We start from the raw sequence: 20840 nt of genomic DNA on the forward strand, positions 1-20840 counted from the left end.
GTGATGAGCTGCCACCAGGCCCGCGGTACGGGGGTTCAGCGTCTGCGGGACCAGCCGCTGCCGATCCCTGCCACGTGCAGGGCCAGAGCGGTCAGCCCCAGCAGCATCACGTTCGTCGAAGAGAACACGTCATTGGTGCTGAGATCGGCCGCGTTGATCAGAAACGCCACGAAGAACAACACCGCCGCGCCTATACCGAGCATAAAAGGAGCCCCTTTCAGAGGAAGTGAAGCCCTTATGCCCGCCCACCGCCCTCACAGGCGTGGCGAACCGCGGCAGTATCCGGCCTCGGTCCGGCACGAGGTCGTCGGAGAAGACACTAGGCCGTCGAAGAAGAACCGCGCCCAATCCGCCCGGCGTCCTTCCCGGCGACCGCCCCCGAACACAGAAGGTCCGCCTCATGCCCGTACAGCCCGACCGCACGCCGCCGTCACCAGGCACGGGCCCGGGACGCGGCGTCGCCGCGACCACGTTCGCCGTCCTGCGACGGCACCGGGCCGGCCTGGCGAGCGCGACGGTACGGGTCGTCGGCCGGGCCGGACTGAGCGGGCTGCTGATGACATCCGCGATCTTCGCGCTCGCCTGGCCCGTCTTCACTCACATGCGGAATCAGCGCATCCACTACCAGCAGCTTGAGGACCCCTACCTCCACGACCACACCACCCTGGGACTGGTCGCCCTCTGCACGCTCCCGCTCTACCTGCTCCTCCTCGGCACCGGCACCGCGGCCCTCCAGAGAGTGTGCTCCCAGGCGGTCGCGGCAGAAACCCAAAATCCACCGCGTGAGGGCCGGTCACCTGTCACGCACCCCGCACGGCTGCGACCGATACTCGCCGTGTACGCGCTGCGCGGCCTGATCGTCTGGCCCCTTCCCCTGCTCGCCCTTGCCACGGCCCACGCCCTCACCGGCGACCAGCTCGACACCCCGCAGCCCCTGGAACGCGGCTCTTGGCCCTACACACTCGTCGCGGCCTCCCCCGTCGCCGCCGTTCTCGCCGCCCTGGTACTGCGCCTGGCGTTCGCCCTCGCCCCGGCCGCCGCGGCCACCGGCCTCGGCCCCCGTGCGGCGCTGCGCCGTTCCTGGTCGCTGACCTGGACCCGCGCCGGGGCGGCCCGCATCCTCGCCACCACCCTGCCACTGGCCGCACTCACCGCCGGGGCACTCCGCCTGGCGACGCAACTCGCCCTGCCTCTACGCCCCCTCACCCGAGCCCTCCTCGAACAGGCCACCGGCAACTTCTTCGCCGCCTACTACGCCGGCATCCTCACACCCGTCATCGTCGCCATCCTCGTCACCGCCGCCGTCACTCTCCCCCTCTCCTGCACGGCCTTCGCCGCTCTCCACGACCGCCTGTGCCCACCCCGCACTCCCCGCAACTGTCGTCAGTGGACGCAGAATTCATTGCCGGCCGGGTCCTGAAGCACCGTCCAGGTGAGGCCCGGAGCACTGTGCTCGCCGACGACGCTCGCCCCCAGACCGACCAGCCGCTCCACCTCGCCCGCCCGGCCCAAGCCGGGGTTGGCGGCGAAGTCGACGTGTACGCGGTTCTTGACCTGCCGCTCTTCGGCCACACGCTGGAAACCCATGGCCACGGGCTCCGCTCTGACCATGACGAAGTCGCCGTAGTCCTGGGAGATCTCGCCTCCCAGCGCGGTGGCCCACCACTGGGCCAGCTCCCGCGGTTCCGCACAGTCCACCGTGATCATCATCGCTGTCAGACTCATGCTCGCCACCCTAACCACGACCACTGACAATCGGCGGCGGGCTGGTCCCCCTGCGCCGGCCCTCACCGCAACTCCCCCCGGAACCCCGCCGGAGTCACCTCCGTGTGCAGGTGGAAGAACTTGGAGAAGTTGGCCGGGTCGGGGAAGCCCACGGCGGCGCCGACCCGGGCGGTGGGGAGGTCGGTGTGGGCGAGGAGGCGTTTGGCCTCCAGGGTGACGCGTTTGTCGATGAATCCCTTTGGCGTCTCTCCGGTGGCCGCGCGGACGGCGCGGACGAGGGTACGGCGGGAGTAACCGAGGGCGTCCGCGTAGGCGCTGACGCTGTGGTTGACGGAGAAGCCCTCCTCCACGGCGTCCCGGAAGCGGGTGAACGTCGCGCTGAGCGGGGTGTCGGCGTGACGTGCCGCCTCGGTGGAGCCGGCCGCGAGGTGGGCGAGGCGCAGCAGGGACGCGGTGAGGCTGTGCCGCAGGACCGCCGTGTGCAGGCTGAGCGGCAGGGTCGTGGTGTCCTCGTATTCGCGGCGCAGGTGGTCGAGGGATGCCTGAAGTGCGGTGAGCTGGGCCGGAGTCGAGCGCAGCAGCGGTGGCAGGTCGTAGCGGTAGAGGCCGGCCGCCTCGACCGTCGCGCGCGGCAGGAAGCCGGGCTGCATGGTGAGGACGGTTCCGCGGTACCCGTGTTGACGGGAGAACCGGTGGACCTGTCCGGGTCGGATCCACAGCAGGTCGCCGGCCGTCGCCTCGTACTCGGTGAAGTCGACCATGTGCCGGACGGGGCCGTCGGTGAAGAGCATGACGACGTGGAAGTCGATGCGGTGGACGCGGTGCAGCGGGGCGTCGGCGTGCCAGGTGCGGTCGGCGCCCATGGGGCCGACCTGCATGCCGACACCACCGACGGCCAGCTCGGCCGGGAAGGGGAAGGTTCTGATCCCGTCGCCGTCCGCCCTGCCGTCATCGGCTTGGCATGTTCTGTCAGCCATGTCCTTTTCGTGCCGTCCCTGTCGCGTGATCACTGTCCCAGATTCACCACAGGCTGACACACCCCGCCCTTCCGGGGAAAAAGTCAGACTTTTAAGTTTGAACACGTACAGCCACTGATCCCGCACCGAACGAGGACTTCTTGAAGATGACTACGCACACAGCCGACGGCTTCGAGTGGACCGACCTGGACCGGCGCGCGGTGGACACGGCCCGTCTGCTGGCGGCCGACGCGGTGCAGAAGGTCGGCAACGGCCACCCCGGCACCGCGATGAGCCTGGCGCCTGCCGCGTACACGATCTTTCAGAAGGTGATGAGGCACGACCCGGCCGACCCCGAGTGGGCCGGCCGTGACCGCTTCGTCCTCTCGCCGGGTCACACCTCGCTCACCCTCTACACACAGCTCTACCTCGCCGGGTACGAGCTGGAGCTGGCGGATCTGCGGGCGTTCCGCACCCACGGCTCGAAGACGCCCGGCCACCCCGAGTACGGCCACACCGCCGGCGTGGAGACCACCACGGGCCCGCTGGGCCAGGGCGCCGCCAACGCCGTCGGCATGGCCATGGCCGCCCGCTACGAGCGCGGCCTGTTCGACCCCGAGGCCCCCGAGGGCGATTCCCCCTTCGACCACACCATCTGGGCGATCGTCTCCGACGGCGACCTGGAGGAGGGCGTCTCCGCGGAGGCCTCCTCGCTGGCCGGCCACCAGAAGCTCGGCAACCTGGTCTTCCTCTACGACGACAACCACATCTCCATCGAGGGCGACACCGCGACCGCCTTCTCCGAGGACGTGCTGAAGCGGTACGAGGCCTACGGCTGGCACACCCAGCGCGTCGTACCGACCGCGGACGGCGACATCGACGTGCCCGCGCTGTACGCGGCGCTGACGGCCGCGCGGGCGGAGACCGCGAAGCCCTCGATCATCGCGATGCGCACGGTCATCGCCTGGCCCGCCCCGAACGCCCGCGACACCGAGGCCTCCCACGGCTCGGCGCTCGGCGAGGACGAGATCGCCGCCACCAAGCGCCTCCTCGGCTTCGACCCCGAGCGGAGCTTCCAGGTCGAGGACGAGGTCGTCGCGCACACCCGCGGAGCCCTGGACCGGGGCGCCGAGGCGCACGCGGCCTGGGACAAGCGGATCGCCGAGTGGCGCGCGGCCGACCCGGCGCGGGCCGAGCTGTTCGACCGCGTCGCCAAGGGCGAGCTGCCCGAGGGCTGGCAGGACGCGCTCCCGGTGTTCGAGGAGGGCACGTCCGTCGCCACCCGGGCCGCCTCCGGCAAGGTGCTCCAGGCACTCGGCCCGGTGATCCCCGAGCTGTGGGGCGGCTCCGCCGACCTGGCCGGCTCGAACAACACCACGATCGACAAGACCAGCTCCTTCCTGCCGAAGGGCAACCCGCTGCCCGAGGCCGACCCGTACGGCCGTACCGTCCACTTCGGCATCCGCGAGTTCTCCATGGCCGCGGAGCTGAACGGCATCGCCCTGCACGGCAACACCCGGATCTACGGCGGCACCTTCCTGGTGTTCTCCGACTACATGCGCAACGCCGTCCGGATGTCGGCGCTGATGCAGCTGCCGGTGACGTACGTGTGGACGCACGACTCCATCGGCCTCGGCGAGGACGGTCCCACCCACCAGCCGGTCGAACACCTGGCCGCGCTGCGCGCCATCCCCGGTCTGAACGTCGTCCGCCCGGCGGACGCCAACGAGACCGCCATCGCCTGGGCCGAGATCCTGAAGAGGCACGCCGTGAACCCGGCCCCGCACGGGCTCGCGCTCACCCGCCAGGGCGTGCCGGTGTACGCGCCGAACGAGGACGCGGCCAAGGGCGGCTACGTGCTGCGCGAGTCGTCCACCGAGGTCCCGGAGGTGATCCTCATCGCGACGGGCTCCGAGGTGCACCTCGCGGTGGCCGCGCGGGACCTGCTGGAGGGCGCGGGCGTCGGCACCCGGGTGGTGTCGATGCCGTCCGTGGAGTGGTTCGAGGAGCAGCCCCGCGCCTACCGCGAGCAGGTGCTGCCGCCGGCCGTGAAGGCCCGGGTGGCCGTGGAGGCCGGCATCGGCCTGACCTGGTACCGCTACGTCGGCGACGCGGGACGCATCGTCTCGCTGGAGCACTTCGGCGCCTCCGCGGACGCCGGGACCCTGTTCGCCGAGTTCGGCTTCACCCCCGAGAACGTCGCCGCCGCGGCCCGCGAGTCGCTCGCCGCGACGCGCGCCTGACACCGACCCGAAGAAAGATGAAGACTGTGACCGAAGCAATCGCGACCCCCGGAGCCCTCAAGCGCCTCGCCGACGAGGGGGTGTCGATCTGGCTGGACGACCTGTCCCGGGAGCGGATCACCTCGGGGAGCCTCGCCGAGCTGGTGGCGAGCGGCAGCGCCGTCGGTGTCACCACGAACCCCTCGATCTTCCAGGCGGCCATCGGCTCCGGGAAGGGCTACGAGGAGGAGCTGGCCGACCTCGCCGTGCGGGGCGTGACGGTCGACGAGGCCGTACGGATGATGACCACCGCCGACGTGCGGGCCGCCGCCGACATCATGGAGCCGGTGTACGCCGCTTCCGGCGGGCGGGACGGCCGGGTCTCCATCGAGGTCGACCCGCGCCTCGCCCGGAACGAGAAGGCGACCGTCGCCGAGGCCAAGCAGCTGGCATGGCTGGTCGACCGGCCCAACGTGATGATCAAGATCCCGGCGACAAAGGCGGGCCTGCCCGCGATCACCGAGGTCGTCGGCGCGGGCATCAGCGTCAACGTGACCCTGATCTTCTCCCTGGAGCGCTACCGGGAGGTCATGGACGCCTACCTGGCCGGTCTGGAGAAGGCCAGGGAGAACGGCGTCGACCTGTCGGGCATCCACTCCGTGGCGTCCTTCTTCGTCTCCCGCGTGGACTCCGAGATCGACAAGCGGCTGACCGCCCTCGGCACCGCGGCGGCCCTCGGGCTCAAGGGCCGCGCCGCCCTCGCCAACGCCCGGCTCGCCTACGAGGCCTACGAGGACGTCTTCACCTCGGACCGCTGGCTGGCGCTCGCCGGGGCGGCGGCCAACAAGCAGCGCCCGCTGTGGGCGTCCACCGGGGTGAAGGACCCCGCGTACAAGGACACCCTGTACGTGGACGAGCTGGTCGCGCCGGGCACGGTCAACACCATGCCGGAGGCCACGCTGCACGCGGTCGCCGACCACGGTGACATCACCGGCGACACGGTGACCGGCCGGTACGCCGAGGCCCGTGCCGACCTGGCCGCGATCGAGGCGCTCGGCGTCTCCTACGACGAGGTCGTCGGACAGCTGGAGGACGAGGGCGTGGCCAAGTTCGAGGTGGCCTGGCGGGACCTGCTGGGTACCGTGGCGAAGTCCCTGGAGAGCAAGGGAGTTGACGCGTAATGACGAACCAGGCTCCTGAGGCGCCGGACGCGCCCGAAGAGGTGCGCGTGCCGGTGGCCCCGGCCGCCGACTGGGTGAACCCGCTGCGGGACGCCCGGGACCGCCGGCTGCCGCGCATCGCGGGCCCGTCCGGTCTGGTCATCTTCGGCGTGACCGGTGACCTGTCCCGCAAGAAGCTGATGCCGGCCGTGTACGACCTGGCCAACCGCGGCCTGCTGCCGCCGGGTTTCTCCCTGGTCGGCTTCGCCCGCCGCGACTGGGAGGACCAGGACTTCGCGCAGGTCGTCCACGACGCGGTGCGCGACCACGCCCGTACCCCGTTCCGTGAGGAGGTGTGGCAGCAGCTCGCCGAGGGCATGCGGTTCATCCCCGGCGACTTCGACGACGACACCGCGTTCAAGCAGCTCAAGGACGCCGTCGACGAGCTGGACGCCTCCCGCGGCACCGGCGGCAACTTCGCCTTCTACCTCTCGGTGCCGCCGAAGTTCTTCCCGAAGGTCGTGCGGCAGCTGAAGAAGCACGGCCTGGCGAGCCCGCCCGAGGGCGCCTGGCGGCGCGCGGTCATCGAGAAGCCGTTCGGCCGCGATCTGGCCAGCGCCCGCGAGCTGAACGCGATCGTGCACGACGTGTTCGAACCGGACCAGGTCTTCCGCATCGACCACTACCTCGGCAAGGAGACGGTCCAGAACATCCTGGCGCTGCGCTTCGCCAACCAGATGTACGAGCCGATCTGGAACCGCAGTTACGTCGACCACGTCCAGATCACCATGGCCGAGGACATCGGCATCGGCGGCCGGGCCGGCTACTACGACGGCATCGGCGCCGCCCGGGACGTCATCCAGAACCACCTGCTCCAGCTAATGGCGCTGACCGCCATGGAGGAGCCGATCGCCTTCGACGCGGAGGCGCTGCTCACCGAGAAGCTGAAGGTGCTCAAGTCGGTGCGGCTGCCCGAGGACCTGGGCGCGCACACGGTGCGCGGCCAGTACGCGGGTGGCTGGCAGGGCGGCGAGAAGGTCGTCGGCTACCTGGAGGAGGAGGGCATCGACCCGAAGTCGAAGACCGACACCTTCGCCGCGATCAAGCTGGGCGTCGAGAACCGCCGTTGGGCGGGCGTCCCCTTCTACCTGCGCACCGGCAAGCGTCTCGGCCGCCGGGTCACCGAGATCGCGGTGGTCTTCAAGCGGGCCCCGCACTCCCCGTTCGACGCCACCGCCACCGAGGAACTGGGCTCCAACGCCATCGTGATCCGGGTCCAGCCGGACGAGGGCATGACCGTGCGGTTCGGCTCGAAGGTGCCCGGCACCTCGATGGAGATCCGGGACGTGTCGATGGACTTCGCGTACGGCGAGTCGTTCACCGAGTCGAGCCCGGAGGCGTACGAGCGGCTCATCCTGGACGTGCTGCTCGGCGACGCCAACCTGTTCCCCCGTCACCAGGAAGTGGAAGAGTCCTGGAAGATCCTCGACCCGATCGAGGAGCACTGGACGGCGCACGGACGGCCGGCGCAGTACGCGTCGGGCAGCTGGGGGCCCAGGGAAGCGGACGAGATGCTCGCACGAGACGGACGGAGCTGGCGCAGGCCATGAAGATCGACCTGACCGACACCACGGCAAGCAAGATCAACAAGGCGTTGGTGCAGGGCCGCCGCGCCATCGGCACCCCGGCCGTGGGCATGGTCCTGACGATGATCATCGTTACGGACGAGGAGAACGCCTACGACTCGATCAAGGCGGCGGAGGAGGCCTCGCACGAGCATCCCTCCCGCACCCTGGTCGTCATCAAACGGCACGCCCGCACCCTGCGCGACCGCACCCACTCCCGGCTCGACGCCGAGGTCCGGGTCGGCTCCGAGGCCGGCACCGGCGAGACGGTCGTGCTGCGCACCTACGGCGAGGTGTCCGACCACGCCGACTCGGTGGTGCTGCCGCTGCTGCTGCCGGACGCCCCGGTGGTCGTCTGGTGGCCGGTGGACGCGCCGGACGCCCCCGCCAAGGACCCGCTCGGCGCGCTCGCCCAGCGCCGGATCACCGACCTGTACGCGGTCGAACGGCCGATGGAGGTGCTGGACGCGCGGGCCCGCAACTACGCGCCCGGCGACACCGACCTCGCCTGGACCCGGCTGACGCTGTGGCGGTCCATGCTGGCCGCCGCCCTGGACCAGGCCCGGGTGAAGGTGACCTCGGCGGCCGTGGAGGCCGAGGAGGACAACCCGAGCGCCGAGCTGCTGGCCCGCTGGCTGGAGGCGCGGCTGGGCGTGCGGGTGGACCGGGTCGTCACCGAAGGGCCGGTCGTGACCGCCGTCCGGCTGGGTACCGACAACGGTGAGATCGTCATCGACCGGCCCGAGGGACCGCTCGCGACCCTGACCCTGCCGGGTCAGCCGCCGCGCACCCTCGCGCTGAAGGTCCGACCGACCTCCGAGCTGATCGCCGAGGAGCTGCGCCGCCTCGACGCCGACGAGATGTACGCCATCGCCCTGACCGGCGAGGCGACCAAGGAGAACGCCTGACATGTCCGACGCCCCGTCAGACACCCCCCAGCTGACCCGCAGGCCCGAGTGGGCGGCGCTCGCCGACCACCGCGCCGAGGGCCGTCCGCACCTGCGCGAGCTGTTCGCGGCGGACCCCGGCCGCGCCGAGCGGTACGTCGTCACGGTCGGTGACCTGCACATCGACTACAGCAAGCACCTGGTCACGGACGAGACCCTGGCCCTGCTCCAGGAACTCGCCGCCGCGACCGGCGTGTTCGGCCTGCGGGACGCCATGTTCCGCGGTGAGCGGATCAACGTCACCGAGGACCGGGCGGTGCTGCACACCGCGCTGCGTGCCCCGCGGGACGCGGTGATCGAGGTGGACGGCGAGAACGTCGTCCCGAAGGTGCACGCCGTGCTCGACAAGATGGCGGCCTTCGCCGAGCGGGTGCGCTCGGGTGAGTGGACCGGCCACACCGGCAAGCGGATCAGGAACGTCGTCAACATCGGCATCGGCGGCTCCGACCTCGGTCCCGCGATGGCCTACGAGGCGCTGCGGCCGTTCACGGCACGGGAGTTGACGTTCCGGTTCGTGTCCAACGTGGACGGTGCCGACCTGCACGAGGCCACCCGCGACCTGGACCCGGCCGAGACGCTGTTCATCGTGGCGTCCAAGACCTTCACCACGATCGAGACGATCACCAACGCCAGCTCGGCCCGTTCCTGGCTGCTGAAGGCCTTCGGCGGCGAGGAGAAGGCGGTCGCGAAGCACTTCGTGGCCCTGTCCACGAACGCGGAGAAGGTCACCGCGTTCGGCATCGACGCGGACAACATGTTCGAGTTCTGGGACTGGGTCGGCGGCCGGTACTCCTACGACTCCGCGATCGGCCTCTCCCTGATGATCGCGATCGGCTCCGACCGGTTCCGGGAGATGCTCGACGGCTTCCACCTGGTCGACGAGCACTTCCGCACCGCCCCCGCCGAGGCCAACGCCCCACTGCTCCTGGGCCTCCTGGGCATCTGGTACGGCAACTTCCACGACGCCCAGTCGCACGCGGTGCTGCCCTACAGCCACTACCTGTCCAAGTTCACCGCCTACCTCCAGCAGCTCGACATGGAGTCCAACGGCAAGTCGGTGCAGCGCGACGGCCGGCCGGTGCACTGGCAGACCGGACCGGTGGTGTGGGGCACGCCCGGCACCAACGGGCAGCACGCCTATTACCAGTTGATCCACCAGGGCACCGAACTGATCCCGGCGGACTTCATCGGCTTCGCCCGTCCGGTCGCCGAGCTGAGCGAGGAACTGAAGGCGCAGCACGACCTGTTGATGGCCAACTTCTTCGCCCAGACCCAGGCCCTCGCCTTCGGCAAGACCGCCGACGAGGTCCGCGCGGAGGGCGTCGCCGAGGAGCAGGTCCCGCACAAGACCTTCCAGGGCGACCACCCCACCACGACCGTCCTCGCCACCGAGCTGACCCCGTCGGTGCTCGGCCAGCTGATCGCCCTCTACGAGCACAAGGTGTTCACGCAGGGCGCGGTGTGGAACATCGACTCCTTCGACCAGTGGGGCGTGGAGCTGGGCAAGGTCCTCGCCAAGCGCGTGGAACCCGCCCTGAGCGAGGGCGCGGACGTGCCCGGTCTCGACCCGTCCACCACGGCCCTCGTCGCCGCCTACCGCACTCTCAAGAACGCATCGGAGAACTGATCATGCAGCTCGGTCTCATCGGTCTCGGCAAGATGGGCGGCAACATGCGCGAGCGGATCCGCCGCGCCGGCCACACCGTCATCGGCTACGACCGCAACCCCGAAGTCACCGACGTCAAGAGCCTCGCCGAACTGGTCGAGAAGCTGGACGCGCCGCGCCATGTGTGGGTGATGGTCCCGGCGGGCACCGCCACGCAGACCGTCGTGGACGAGCTGGGCGACCTGCTGGAGCCCGGTGACACGGTGATCGACGGCGGCAACTCCCGCTGGACGGACGACGAGAAGCACGCCGCCGCGCTGGCCATCAAGGGCATCGGCTTCGTGGACGCCGGCGTCTCCGGCGGTGTGTGGGGCCTCCAGAACGGCTACGCGCTGATGGTCGGCGGCGAGAAGGAGAACGTCGACCGGCTCCAGCCGATCTTCGACGCGCTCAAGCCGGAGGGCCCGTACGGCTACGTCCACGCGGGCCGGGTCGGCGCCGGGCACTTCTCGAAGATGGTCCACAACGGCATCGAGTACGCCATGATGCAGGCCTACGCCGAGGGCTGGGAGCTGCTGGAGAAGGTGCACTCGGTGGAGAACGTCCGCGAGGTGTACCGGTCCTGGCAGGAGGGCACGGTCATCCGGTCCTGGCTGCTGGACCTGGCGGTCAACGCCCTGGACGAGGACGAGCACCTGGAGAAGCTGCGCGGCTACGCGGAGGACTCCGGCGAGGGCCGCTGGACGGTGGAGGCGGCCATCGACAACGCGGTGCCGCTGCCCGCCATCACCGCCTCGCTGTTCGCCCGGTTCGCCTCCCGGCAGGACGACTCGCCGCAGATGAAGATGATCGCCGCGCTGCGCAACCAGTTCGGCGGCCACGCGGTCGAGAAGAAGGACTGAGGCGACAGACCCCGACCGGCGCTCCCCCGGCCCGGACCGCCCCGTGCGGTCCGGGCCGTCGTCGTACCCGGGGATGTGACATTGGTCCTCCGGGAAGGCGGGCCGCTGCTTCTACAATCTCCGGCACGCGGGCGCGCGACGCCCTGGGGACCCCGGCACGAAGGACAGCGATGACGAGCGTCGAAGAACCGCCGCCGCCCGCGGGGCGGGCGCGGGACGCGGCCCGCACCAGGGCCGAGATCCTCGACGCGGCCACCCGGGAGTTCGCACGGGCCGGCTACGACGGCGCCCGGGTCGACGAGATAGCGGCCCGCACCCACACCACCAAGCGGATGATCTACTACTACTTCGGCGGCAAGGAGCAGTTGTTCACGGCGGTGCTGGAGCGGGCCTACACCGCCTCCCGGGAGGCCGAACGGCACCTGGACGTGGACCATCAGGACCCGGTCGCGGCGATCCGGCGGCTGGCGGAGCTGACCTTCGACCACCACGAGCGGCACCCGGAGTTCGTCCGGCTGGTCAGCATCGAGAACATCCACGGCGCCGAACACCTCGAGGCATCCGACAAGCTCGGCACGATCGGTTCCCCGGTACTGGACACGCTGCGCCGGGTGCTGGCGGCCGGGCAGGAGGCGGGGCGGTTCCGCGGCGATGTGGACGCGGTCGACCTGCACGTCATGATCGGTTCGTACTGTTTCTTCCGGGTGGCGGGCCGGCACACCTTCGACGCCCTGTTCGGCCGAGACCTGGTGGACCCGGCCCAGCGGGACCATTACCGCCGCATGCTCGGTGACATGGTGGTCGCGTATCTGACGGCGGACCTGGACGCGGACTGAGCCCTCGGCCGGCGGCAGGGCCTGCGGATGCGGGCTCAGCGCTTCGGGACGCCGTACACCCGCTCGACGCGCAGCCGCACCACCAGCCTGCGGTCGCGGACCATGGCGGCGCGGTAGTCGTCCCAGTCGGGGTGTTCGCCGAGCACGTCCCGGTACAGCCGGATCAGCTCCTCGACCGTCTCGTCATGCGGGTCCGCGGCGACCGGGGACACCTCGGCCGTGCCCTCGGCGACGGCGTAGGCCCAGCGGTCGGCGCTGGTGACGTGGTAGGAGGCGCGCGGATCGCGGCGCAGGTTGCGGGTCTTGGCGCGGTCGTCGGTGACCGAGATCCGGACGACCCGCTCGTCCGGGTCGTAGGCGTGGCTGACGTTGGACAGCTGGGGGCGGCCGTCCCGCTTGAGGGTGACCAGCACCCCCGCGTGCCCGTCTGAGAGCAGTTCGAGCAGTGCCGCGTCCTGCGCGGAGTCCTGGGTCATGACAGTGACAACCCCGCGCGGCGGGCGCCGCATTCCCGCCGATAGACACTGTCTACTTACGGCTGGTAGACAGTGTCTATGACCGAATCCGACGCGGGCCTGCGGGCTCGGCTGATCGACGTGGGGGCCGAGCTGCTGGCCGCCGAGGGACCGCAGGCGCTGACCTTGCGGGAGATCGCCCGGCGGGCCGGGGTCTCGCACGGGGCGCCGCGCCGCTACTTCCCCACTCACCTGGAGCTGCTGTCGGCCATCGCCCGGCGGGGCTTTACCGACCTCGGCGAGCGGGTGCGGGCGGTGCTCGCCCGGGAGGCGTCCGCCGGCCCCCGGGATCGCGTGGCCGCGCTGGCGCGGACGTACCTGGACTTCGCGCTGGGCAGCCCCGGCATGTACGAGCTGATGTTCCGTCACGACATCCTGGAGAGCGGTCATCTGGGCCTGCGGGAGACGAGTCTCCCGTTGTTCGGCGTGCTCGTGGAGCTGGTCGGCGAGGTGCGGCCGGAGGGGGACGCCCGGCGGGTGGCGGGCGCGCTGTGGGCGAACCTGCACGGGGCGGCCCAGCTGTGGCGCTGGCGCAGTCTGCAACTGGCCCTCGGGGAAAAGGACTTCGCGCCGCTGGTCGAGACGGTGCTGCTGGCCCACCTGGGGCGGGACCGGTGAACCGCGTCTGGACGCTGGCGAGCTGTGTGGCGGGCGCCGTGGTCGTCGCGCTGGACGGTACGGTCCTCACCGTCGCGCAGCCCAGCCTTCAGAGGGAGTTGGGAGCCTCCTTCACCGAGGTGCAGTGGACCAGTACCGCCTATCTGGTCCCGGTGGCGGGCCTGCTGGTGTTCGCGGGACGGCTGGGCGACCGGTACGGGCACCGGCGGGTATTCGCGCTCGGCCTGCTCGGGTTCGGCACCGCCTCGGCGGGCATCGGCCTCGCCCCCGGGGTGGAATGGGTGATCGGATTGCGCGCGGTGCAGGGCGTGTTCGGGGCCCTGGCGCAGCCGGCCACGCTGGCGATGCTGCGGGCCGCGTACCCGCCGGACCGGCTGGCGGCGCCGCTGGCCGTGCGCACCGTCGCGATCGGGCTGGCGGCGGCTGCGGGCCCGCTGCTGGGCGGGGCACTGGTGTCGGGCCCTGGCTGGCGGGCGGTGTTCTTCGTCAACGTGCTGCCGGCGCTGGTCTTCGGGCTTCCGGCCCTGCTCGGCCGGGAGCACCGCCCGGCCGGCTCACCGCCCGCGCTGGACCTGCCCGGCGCCGCGCTGCTCGCGGTGACGCTGGCCGCCCTGGTGCACGCGCTGTCCGGCGGTGCCGCCGCCCCCGCCGCCGGTGCCGTCTCCCTGGTCGCGGCGGCCGTCCTGGTACGGCACGAACGGCGGACCGCGCACCCGCTGCTGCCGGCCCGGGTGGTCGGCTCCCAGGTGGTCGGCGCGGCCCTCGGCACCCTGGTCGCCGTCTCGGCGGCCCTGTTCGGCACCCTGTTCGTGATCACGTACGTGCTCCAGCGCGGGCTCGGGCTCGACCCGTTCGACAGCGCGCTGCGCGGACTGCCGCTGGCGGTGCTCATGATCGGCTCCGCCGCGCTGTGCCCCGTACTGCTGCGCCGGGTGGGGGCGCGGGTCACGACGGCGACGGCGGCCTCGGTGCTGGCACTCGGCGTCCTCGTGCTCTCCGGGAACACCGCGACACCCGCTCTGGCCTGCGGGTTCGCGCTGCTGGGCGGCGGGTTCGGCACCGTGATGGTGGCGGCCACCCAGGTCGTCGTACGGCACGCGGAGGTGGCGGTGGCCGGGGTGGCGGGCGGGCTCCAGCAGACCGCGCTGAACATCGGCCCCGCCGTCGGCGTCGCCACGGCCGCCGCGCTGCTGAGCGCGGGCACCGGGCCGGCGCTGCTCGTCCTGGCGGCGCTCGCCGTGCTCGGCGCGCTCCTCGCCGCAGCCCTGCCCGGGGCCGGCGGCGTCGCGTCGATCACACCGTCCGGTGCTGAGCGGGTACCCGGACGGGTTCCCGCGGGACGATGAGCCGCGGGTGGGTGAGCCTCCGAGAGTGAGGCGGCACGAGCGGAGGAGAGCCATGGGGCGGTTGCGACAGGAGACGGACCCGGAAGAGGCCGGGCTGGACGTGCAGGCCTTGGACCGCCTGGACCGGCACGTCGCCGGCCACGTCGACGCCGGACGCCTGCCCGGCTACCTGCTGGCGCTGGCCCGGGGCGGCCGGGTCGCCCACCTGAGCACCTACGGGCGGCGCGATGTCGCGGCGGGGCTGCCGGTCGAGGCGGACACCCTGTGGCGGATCTACTCGATGACCAAGCCGGTCACCGCCGTGGCGGTGCTGATGCTCGTGGAGGAGGGCCGGCTGTCCCTGGACGACCCGCTGGAGCGCCACCTGCCGGCCTTCGCCCACCCCCGGGTGTACGAGGGCGGTACGGGCGCCGCCGTACGCACCCGCCCGGCCGCCGGTCCCGTCCTGCTGCGGCACCTGCTCACCCACACCGCCGGGCTGACCTTCGGCTTCTACCACAAGCACCCGGTCGACGCCCTCTACCGCGAGGCGGGCCTGGAGTTCTCGGTGCCGCCGGGCGCCGACCTGGCGGAGACCGTGGAGGTGTACGCGCGGATGCCGCTCCAGTTCGACCCGGGCACGCGGTGGAACTACTCGGTCGCCTCCAACGTGCTGGGCCGGGTCGTCGAGGTCGTCTCCGGGCAGCCGCTGGACGTGTTCTTCGCCGAGCGGATCCTCACCCCGCTCGGCATGACCGACACCGGCTTCCAGGTCGCGCCCGAACACCGGGACCGGCTGGCCGAGTTGTACGGCGAGAGCGGGGGCGGCGGGATCGCGCCGGTGCCGGGGCTGCCGGTGCTCGGCGGCCGGCCGCGTTTCCTGTCCGGCAGCGGCGGTCTGGTCTCCTCGGCGCACGACTTCCACCGGTTCATGGAACTCCTGCGCCGGGGCGGCGAACTGGACGGCACCCGGCTGCTGTCCGCCGGGACCGTCGCCCAGATGACCGGCAACCGGCTGCCCGGCGGCGCGATCCTGCGCGACTTCGGCGCCCCGGTCCACCGGGAGCCCGGCAACGACGGCCTCGGCTTCGGCTTCAACGTCTCGGTGGTGACCGACCCGTCCCGCACCCTGGCCCCGTCGAGCGCCGGCACCTACGGCTGGACCGGCGCGGCCACCACCGCGTTCTGGGTCGCCCCGGCCCACGACCTCACCGTCCAGTTCATGACCCAGCTCCGCCCGAAGACCCTTAAAGTCCTCCCCGAACTGCGGCGGCTGGTGCACGAGGCGGTCACGGGCTGAGCACCCGGGTCTCAGGAGCCGTGCGCGACCGCGTCCAGGTGCGGCAGGAGGTGGTCCATCCGCTCCCGCTTGGTGCGCAGATAGGTGATGTTGCTCTCGCACGGCTCGATCAGCAGCGGCACCTGCTCGGCGACCTCGACGCCGTGCCGGACCAACGCCTCCCGCTTGCGCGGGTTGTTGGACATCAGCCGGACCGACCGCACACCGAGGTCGCGCAGGATCTGGGCCGCCACGCCGTAGTCACGGGCGTCCACCGGCAGGCCGAGCGCGAGGTTCGCCTCCACGGTGTCCAGGCCGTCCGCCTGGAGGGCCATCGCGCGCAGCTTGGCGAGCAGTCCGATGCCGCGGCCCTCGTGGCCCCGCAGGTAGACGACGACACCGGCGCCTTCGGCGACGACCGCGCGCATCGCGGCGGCCAGCTGGTCCCCGCACTCGCAGTGCCGCGAACCGAACGCGTCCCCGGTCAGGCACTCGGAGTGCAGCCGCACCAGGACGTCGTCGGTGCCGATCTCACCGTGCACGAGGGCCACTTGTTCGTCGCCTCGGTCATGGTCCAGGTAGCCGATCGCCTGGAATTGCCCGTACACGGTGGGCAGCGGGGTATTCACGACGCGTTCCGTGCCCGAACGCCGCGGGGACTTCTTGCCGAGGACGCCGATGTTTTCTGTCATGATCTGATTCCTAAGCAGAGATGAAAGGCCGGGAAGAGATGAGTGGTTCGGGCGCGCGCACGGTGGCCTGGGGAGTGGTGCCGACCGACACCACGGAAGAGGTACGGGCACGGGGGGCGGGCGTCTCACCACAGGTCGCCGTCCTTCCCGTGGGCAGCTACGAGCAGCACGGCGCCCATCTCCCGCTGGCGACCGACACGTTGGTGGCCTGCGCCGTGGCGCGGGAGATCGCCGCCGCGTACCCGGTGCACCTGCTGCCGCCGCTGACCGTCTCCTGCTCGCACGAGCACGCGGCCTGGCCGGGCACGGTCAGCATCTCCGCCGCGACACTGCACGCCGTGGTCCGGGACATCGCGGACTCGCTGCGCCGCTCGGGCGTCCAGGCCCTCGTGGTGGTGAACGGGCACGGCGGCAACTACGTGCTGGGCAACGTCGTCCAGGAGGCGTCCGCGCGCGGCGAGCGGATGGCGCTGTTCCCGGCCGCCGAGGACTGGGAGGCGGCACGGGCCCGGTCGGGAGTGGAGACCTCGCTGCTCACCGACATGCACGCGGGAGAAATCGAGACGTCGATTCTGCTGCACGCTCACCCCGAATTCGTCCGACCTGGTTACGAGTCCGCCGATTTCACCGCCGACGACCGCCGGCATCTGCTCACCGTGGGAATGTCCGCCTATACCGAATCGGGCGTGATCGGCCGTCCTTCCCTCGGTTCGGCGGAAAAGGGAAAGGAGTTGCTGAGGAGCCTCGCCGAGTCCTTCGCACCGTACCTGGACCTGCTCACCTCCGGCCGGGAGTAGCGCGGGCTCCCGTACCAGCGGGCGGCGAGGACGGCGGCGCCGGGGAGGCTCGCCAGGAGGCTGAGCACGCCGTAGACGACCGCCACGGCGACGCCGGTGTCCGCGCCGAGGCCGGCGGCGCCGAACGCCCAGGCGGTGACGCCCTCGCGGGGTCCGAAGCCGCCGACGTTCAGCGGCAGGCCCATCGCGGCGAGGGCGAGGATCGCGAGCGGGACCAGCGTCGCCACCGGCGCGGCGGTACCGGCGACCCGGGCCGCGACCACGAACATCCCGAGGTGACCGGCCAGCACCACGCCCGAGGAGAGGGCGACCCCGGGGCCGCCCTGCCGGGAGAACAGAGCCTGACGTGCCTCACGCAGGCCCGCCCGCAGGGTGCTCCCCGGTGCGCGGTTCATGCGGACCGCGAGCACCACGGCGACCGCCCCGAGCACCGCGAGGGCGACCAGCGGTCCGAAGTCCCGCGCCTGCGCGCGCACCGGCGACGGCAGGATCAGCAGGACGGCGGCGCCCACGACGGTCAGCGCGAGCTGCCCGGCGACCCGCTCCAGCACCACCGCCTTGACCCCGCGCCGCACGTCACCGGCGCTCTGCCCGTGCCGTACCGCCCGGTGCACATCGCCCAGGATGCCGCCGGGCAGGGCCGCGTTGAGGAACAGCGCCCGGTAGTAGTCGGCCACGGCGGTCCCGAGCGGCAGCCGGATGCGCAGGCCCCGGGCCACCAACTGCCAGCGCCACGCGCTGCATCCGGTGGTGACGGCGCCGATGCCGAGCGCGGCCAGCACCGTCGCGGTGTCGATCCGGCGCAGCCCGTCGAGCAGGACGCCGGTGCCGAGCCGCCACAGGAGGACGGCGAGGATGGCCACGCCGACGGCGGTGCCGAGGTGGGTGCGCAGGGCGCGGGAGCCGGGACGGCGCGTCGGCACGGCCCCGGTCGCCGGGGTCTCCCGGAGTGGCGCGGTGACGGTCCCGGCGTCCACCACCCCCGCGCGCCCGCTCACGGTGTCCCTCCCGGCAGGGCCAGCAGGTCGTCGTGGTGGACGACGGCCCGCAACTCGCCGGCCGCGCAGGCGGCGAGCCGGTCGCGCAGGTACGGCTCGGCGCGCTCGCGCAGGTCCGGGCGCTGTTCGACCGCCGCGCCCACCCAGCCGCGCAGCCACTGCCCGGTCAGCGCGGCCTCGTCCGGGCCGAGCCGCCACGCGCTCGGGTACACCCGGACCGTCGCCCCGCGCTCCGCGAACGCCTCGCAGGTGGCGGTGACCGCGTCCGGGCCGAGCAGCCCGGCGCGCCGCTGGTGGGCGTTGAAGGCCTCCGCGAGTTCCGCGTCCAGCGGGTCGGCGGGACCGAGTTCGACGCGCCCGGCGACGGACAGGGTGAGCAGCGCGGGGCAGCCGGCGCCCACGCAGGCGTCGGCGAGGGTGCCGACCTCGTCGCGGGTGAGGACGTCGAGCAGCGCGGACGCGGTGACCAGCGCGGCCCCGGCGAGGGCGTCGGCGGTCAGCCGGGACACGTCGCCGCGGCGCGTCTCGACCGTGACCCGGCTGCCGTCGGCGGCGGTGCGCGGGGCGGCCGCGGCGGCGAAGTGCAGCAGGTACGGGTCCCGGTCGTGCAGGACCCAGTGCTGGGCGCCGTCCAGGCGGGGCGCCAGCCAGCGGCCCATCGACCCGGTGCCGCAGCCCAGGTCGTGCACCACGAGACCGCCGGGCAGGCCGGCCAGCCGGATCCGCAGCGGGTCGAGCGCGTCCTCCGCCCGGGCGGCGGCATCCGCGCCCTCCCGCAACGTCAGCCACTCGGGCGCGTAGCGCGGCGGCTCCTCGCCGTCCCCACCCCGCAGCCGTACGGTGGCCCGCTCGCCGGGCCGTACGACGGGCCCGGCACCGGCGATGACGGCGTCTGCGGTGCCGACGCCCAAGGGCCGCCGCCCTGACTCCCGCCACTTCGCAGCGGCTGTTCGGGGGGTGTTCATGCCGCCCTCCTCGGGGCTTCGGGGAGTCGCTGGAGGACTCCGGCCAGGCCGCGGGCGGTGGTCGCCCAGCCGTCGAGCGCGGCCCGGCGGCCCCGGGCGGCGGTCTTGAGGCGGCGGCGTACGTCGGGTTCGCCGAACCAGCCGCGCAGTTCGGCGGCGAGCGCGGCCGGGTCCTCCGGCGGGACGAGGATGCCGGGCACTCCGCCGTCGGGGGCGCGGCCGACCGCCTCGGGCAGCCCGCCCACGTCGGTGGCGAGGACCGGGATGCCCCGGGCCAGGGCCTCGGTGACGGCCATGCCGTAGGTCTCGGCGTAGGAGGTGAGCACCATCAGGTCGGCGGCGGCGTACGTGGCGTCGAGGGCGGCGCCGGTCCGGGGGCCGGTCAGGCGCAGGCGGTCGGCGAGGCCGTACCGGTCGATGAGGGCGCGCAGCCCGGTGACGTAGGCGGGGTCGTGGCCGAGGCCGCCGACGCACTCGCAGGTCCACGGCAGGTCCCGTACCGTCGCGAGCGCCTCCACCAGCCGGTGCTGTCCCTTGCGGGGGGTCACGGAGGCCACGCACAGCAGCCGCGAGACGCCGTCGGTGCCGGGTGCGAGGGGGGCGATGTCGGCGCCGGGCGGGGCGGTGTGCACCCGGCCGGGGGCGAGTCCGTGGTGGGAGACGAGGCGGCGCACCGCCCAGTCACTGGTGGCGATCACCGCGGGCACGGCCCGCAGCACCATGCGTTCGCGGGTGTCCAGTTCGGCGGCGGTCTCCGCGTCCAGGCCGGTCTCGTCGCCGAGCGGCAGATGGACGAGGACGGCGAGCCGCAGCCGGTCGGCCTCGGGTACGACGACCTCCGGGACGCCGCAGGCGACGATGCCGTCCAGCAGCACGACCGCGTCGTCCGGCAGTTCGCCCAGGGTCCGGGCGAGCGCGTCCCGGTCGGCACGGGCCGGGCGCGGCCAGGTGCCGGGCGCGGTGTGCCGGGTGACCTGCCAGCCGAAGCCGGGCAGGTCGAGGCAGACCCGGCGGTCGTAGGCGTTGCCGCCGCTGGGCGCGGTCGTGTCGTCGACACCGCCCGGCAGGACGAAGTGCACGGTGCGCAGGGACATGGGGACGATTCCGGCGTTCTCGGTGGTGGTGGGCTGGGCGGGCACGTAGGCGAGGCGCGCCTTCGCCACGGTGGCCCTCGGGCCGCTCACAGGGCACGCTCGTAACTCGCCCAGGCGACGTGCGACTCGTGCAGGGTGACGGAGATCCCGGCGAGTCCCCTGGCCCCCTCCCCCAGCGCGCCCTGGTGGACGCGGGCGGCGAGCCGGTCGGCGATGACCTTGGCGAGGAACTCGGTGGAGGTGTTGATCCCCGCGAACTCGGGTTCGTCGTCCAGGTTGCGGTAGTTCAACTCGGCGGTGATCGCGCCCAGTTCCCGGGTGGCGAGGCCGATGTCGACCACGATGTTGTCGTCGTCCAGCTGCTCGCGGCGGAACGTCGCGTCGACGAGGAACGTGGCGCCGTGCAGTCGCTGCGCGGGCCCGAACACGTCGCCGCGGAAGCTGTGGGCGATCATGATGTGATCGCGGACGGTGATGCTGAACAACGGACGACCCTCCAGGTGCGGCGCGTCTGGTCCCCCCGCGTTTGCCCGTCGGGGGGATGTCCATCAGTACGGCTGGACGCTTCCCCGCGTTCA

Annotated in this window: 20 protein-coding genes and 1 pseudogene; 12 read left to right on the forward strand and 9 right to left on the reverse strand. The window is 72.4% G+C overall.

Going from position 1 to position 20840, the window contains the following annotated elements; genetic code table 11:
- Nucleotides 1–35: 35 nt before the first annotated feature.
- A complete protein-coding gene (locus NX794_RS01445) occupies nt 36–203 on the reverse strand; it encodes a hypothetical protein (RefSeq protein ID WP_258776146.1) in 168 nt (55 codons plus the stop codon).
- Nucleotides 204–400: 197 nt separating this feature from the next.
- Here NX794_RS01445 and NX794_RS01450 point away from each other — a divergent pair, with 197 nt between their 5' ends.
- Nucleotides 401–1420 carry a hypothetical protein gene (locus NX794_RS01450; RefSeq protein ID WP_258776147.1) on the forward strand — a complete coding sequence of 340 codons (1020 nt, stop codon included), beginning with the start codon at nt 401–403 and terminating at the stop codon, nt 1418–1420.
- On the opposite strand, the gene NX794_RS01455 is transcribed toward NX794_RS01450, so the two are convergent.
- Nucleotides 1384–1725 carry a VOC family protein gene (locus NX794_RS01455; RefSeq protein WP_258776148.1) on the reverse strand — a complete coding sequence of 114 codons (342 nt, stop codon included), beginning with the start codon at nt 1723–1725 and terminating at the stop codon, nt 1384–1386. The genes NX794_RS01450 and NX794_RS01455 overlap by 37 nt on opposite strands.
- Nucleotides 1726–1787: 62 nt before the next feature.
- The gene (locus tag NX794_RS01460) at nt 1788–2702 is read right to left on the reverse strand and encodes a helix-turn-helix domain-containing protein (protein ID WP_258776149.1); all 915 of its coding nucleotides are present in this window, start codon (nt 2700–2702) and stop codon (nt 1788–1790) included.
- Between the two features lie 146 nt (nt 2703–2848).
- Between NX794_RS01460 and tkt the strand changes: the two genes are divergently transcribed.
- The 7 genes from tkt to NX794_RS01495 all read left to right on the forward strand — a co-directional run bounded on the left by tkt (nt 2849) and on the right by NX794_RS01495 (nt 11979).
- Entirely contained in the window at nt 2849–4924 is a 2076-nt protein-coding gene (gene tkt / locus NX794_RS01465) for a transketolase (protein ID WP_258776150.1), read from the forward strand.
- Nucleotides 4925–4941: 17 nt separating this feature from the next.
- Nucleotides 4942–6084 carry a transaldolase gene (tal, locus tag NX794_RS01470; RefSeq protein WP_258776151.1) on the forward strand — a complete coding sequence of 381 codons (1143 nt, stop codon included), beginning with the start codon at nt 4942–4944 and terminating at the stop codon, nt 6082–6084.
- Entirely contained in the window at nt 6084–7673 is a 1590-nt protein-coding gene (gene zwf, locus NX794_RS01475) for a glucose-6-phosphate dehydrogenase (protein WP_258776152.1), read from the forward strand. The genes tal and zwf overlap by 1 nt, the downstream gene beginning before the upstream one ends.
- The gene (opcA, locus tag NX794_RS01480; protein WP_258776153.1) at nt 7670–8596 is read left to right on the forward strand and encodes a glucose-6-phosphate dehydrogenase assembly protein OpcA; all 927 of its coding nucleotides are present in this window, start codon (nt 7670–7672) and stop codon (nt 8594–8596) included. The genes zwf and opcA overlap by 4 nt, the downstream gene beginning before the upstream one ends.
- A 1-nt stretch (nt 8597) precedes the next feature.
- Nucleotides 8598–10262, forward strand: a complete 1665-nt coding sequence (gene pgi / locus NX794_RS01485; RefSeq protein ID WP_258776154.1) for a glucose-6-phosphate isomerase — start codon at nt 8598–8600, stop codon at nt 10260–10262.
- A 2-nt stretch (nt 10263–10264) separates the two neighbouring features.
- Nucleotides 10265–11143 carry a phosphogluconate dehydrogenase (NAD(+)-dependent, decarboxylating) gene (gnd, locus tag NX794_RS01490; RefSeq protein ID WP_258776155.1) on the forward strand — a complete coding sequence of 293 codons (879 nt, stop codon included), beginning with the start codon at nt 10265–10267 and terminating at the stop codon, nt 11141–11143.
- Between the two features lie 170 nt (nt 11144–11313).
- Entirely contained in the window at nt 11314–11979 is a 666-nt protein-coding gene (locus tag NX794_RS01495) for a TetR/AcrR family transcriptional regulator (protein WP_258776156.1), read from the forward strand.
- A 35-nt stretch (nt 11980–12014) separates the two neighbouring features.
- Here the strand turns inward: NX794_RS01495 and NX794_RS01500 are convergent, their stop codons facing one another.
- Nucleotides 12015–12455 (reverse strand): PPOX class F420-dependent oxidoreductase, encoded by a 441-nt coding sequence (locus tag NX794_RS01500; protein ID WP_258776157.1) that lies wholly within the window; start codon nt 12453–12455, stop codon nt 12015–12017.
- Nucleotides 12456–12533: 78 nt separating this feature from the next.
- On the opposite strand from NX794_RS01500, the gene NX794_RS01505 reads away from it, so the two are divergent.
- The 3 genes from NX794_RS01505 to NX794_RS01515 are packed head-to-tail and all read left to right on the forward strand — an operon-like array spanning nt 12534 to nt 15737.
- Nucleotides 12534–13112 (forward strand): TetR/AcrR family transcriptional regulator, encoded by a 579-nt coding sequence (locus NX794_RS01505; protein WP_258776158.1) that lies wholly within the window; start codon nt 12534–12536, stop codon nt 13110–13112.
- Entirely contained in the window at nt 13109–14458 is a 1350-nt protein-coding gene (locus NX794_RS01510) for an MFS transporter (protein WP_258776159.1), read from the forward strand. Before NX794_RS01505 ends, NX794_RS01510 begins: the two co-directional genes overlap by 4 nt.
- 52 nt (nt 14459–14510) lie before the next feature.
- Complete coding sequence (locus NX794_RS01515; RefSeq protein ID WP_258776161.1) at nt 14511–15737, forward strand: serine hydrolase domain-containing protein; 1227 nt, start codon at nt 14511–14513, stop codon at nt 15735–15737.
- An 11-nt stretch (nt 15738–15748) separates the two neighbouring features.
- Here the strand turns inward: NX794_RS01515 and ribA are convergent, their stop codons facing one another.
- On the reverse strand, nt 15749–16408 hold the full coding sequence (gene ribA, locus NX794_RS01520) for a GTP cyclohydrolase II (RefSeq protein WP_258776162.1): 660 nt from the start codon (nt 16406–16408) through the stop codon (nt 15749–15751).
- 38 nt (nt 16409–16446) lie between these two features.
- On the opposite strand from ribA, the gene NX794_RS01525 reads away from it, so the two are divergent.
- Nucleotides 16447–17205 carry a creatininase family protein gene (locus NX794_RS01525; RefSeq protein ID WP_309505951.1) on the forward strand — a complete coding sequence of 253 codons (759 nt, stop codon included), beginning with the start codon at nt 16447–16449 and terminating at the stop codon, nt 17203–17205.
- Between the two features lie 53 nt (nt 17206–17258).
- Here NX794_RS01525 and NX794_RS01530 read toward each other — a convergent pair.
- From NX794_RS01530 to NX794_RS01545, 4 genes and pseudogenes are all read right to left on the reverse strand, one after another.
- Nucleotides 17259–18203, reverse strand: a pseudogene (locus tag NX794_RS01530) (lysylphosphatidylglycerol synthase transmembrane domain-containing protein); the annotation flags it as partial.
- Nucleotides 18200–19168: a trans-aconitate methyltransferase gene (locus NX794_RS01535; protein WP_258776164.1), complete on the reverse strand. Its 969-nt coding sequence runs from the start codon at nt 19166–19168 to the stop codon at nt 18200–18202. The pseudogene NX794_RS01530 and the gene NX794_RS01535, both read right to left, overlap by 4 nt.
- Nucleotides 19165–20352 carry a glycosyltransferase family 4 protein gene (locus NX794_RS01540; protein WP_258776165.1) on the reverse strand — a complete coding sequence of 396 codons (1188 nt, stop codon included), beginning with the start codon at nt 20350–20352 and terminating at the stop codon, nt 19165–19167. Before NX794_RS01540 ends, NX794_RS01535 begins: the two co-directional genes overlap by 4 nt.
- Nucleotides 20349–20747, reverse strand: a complete 399-nt coding sequence (locus NX794_RS01545; protein ID WP_258776166.1) for a 6-pyruvoyl trahydropterin synthase family protein — start codon at nt 20745–20747, stop codon at nt 20349–20351. Before NX794_RS01545 ends, NX794_RS01540 begins: the two co-directional genes overlap by 4 nt.
- Between the last annotated feature and the right edge of the window lie 93 nt (nt 20748–20840).

Source organism: Streptomyces pyxinicus, from assembly GCF_024753135.1.
GTDB classification, from domain to species: Bacteria; Actinomycetota; Actinomycetes; order Streptomycetales; family Streptomycetaceae; genus Streptomyces; species Streptomyces pyxinicus.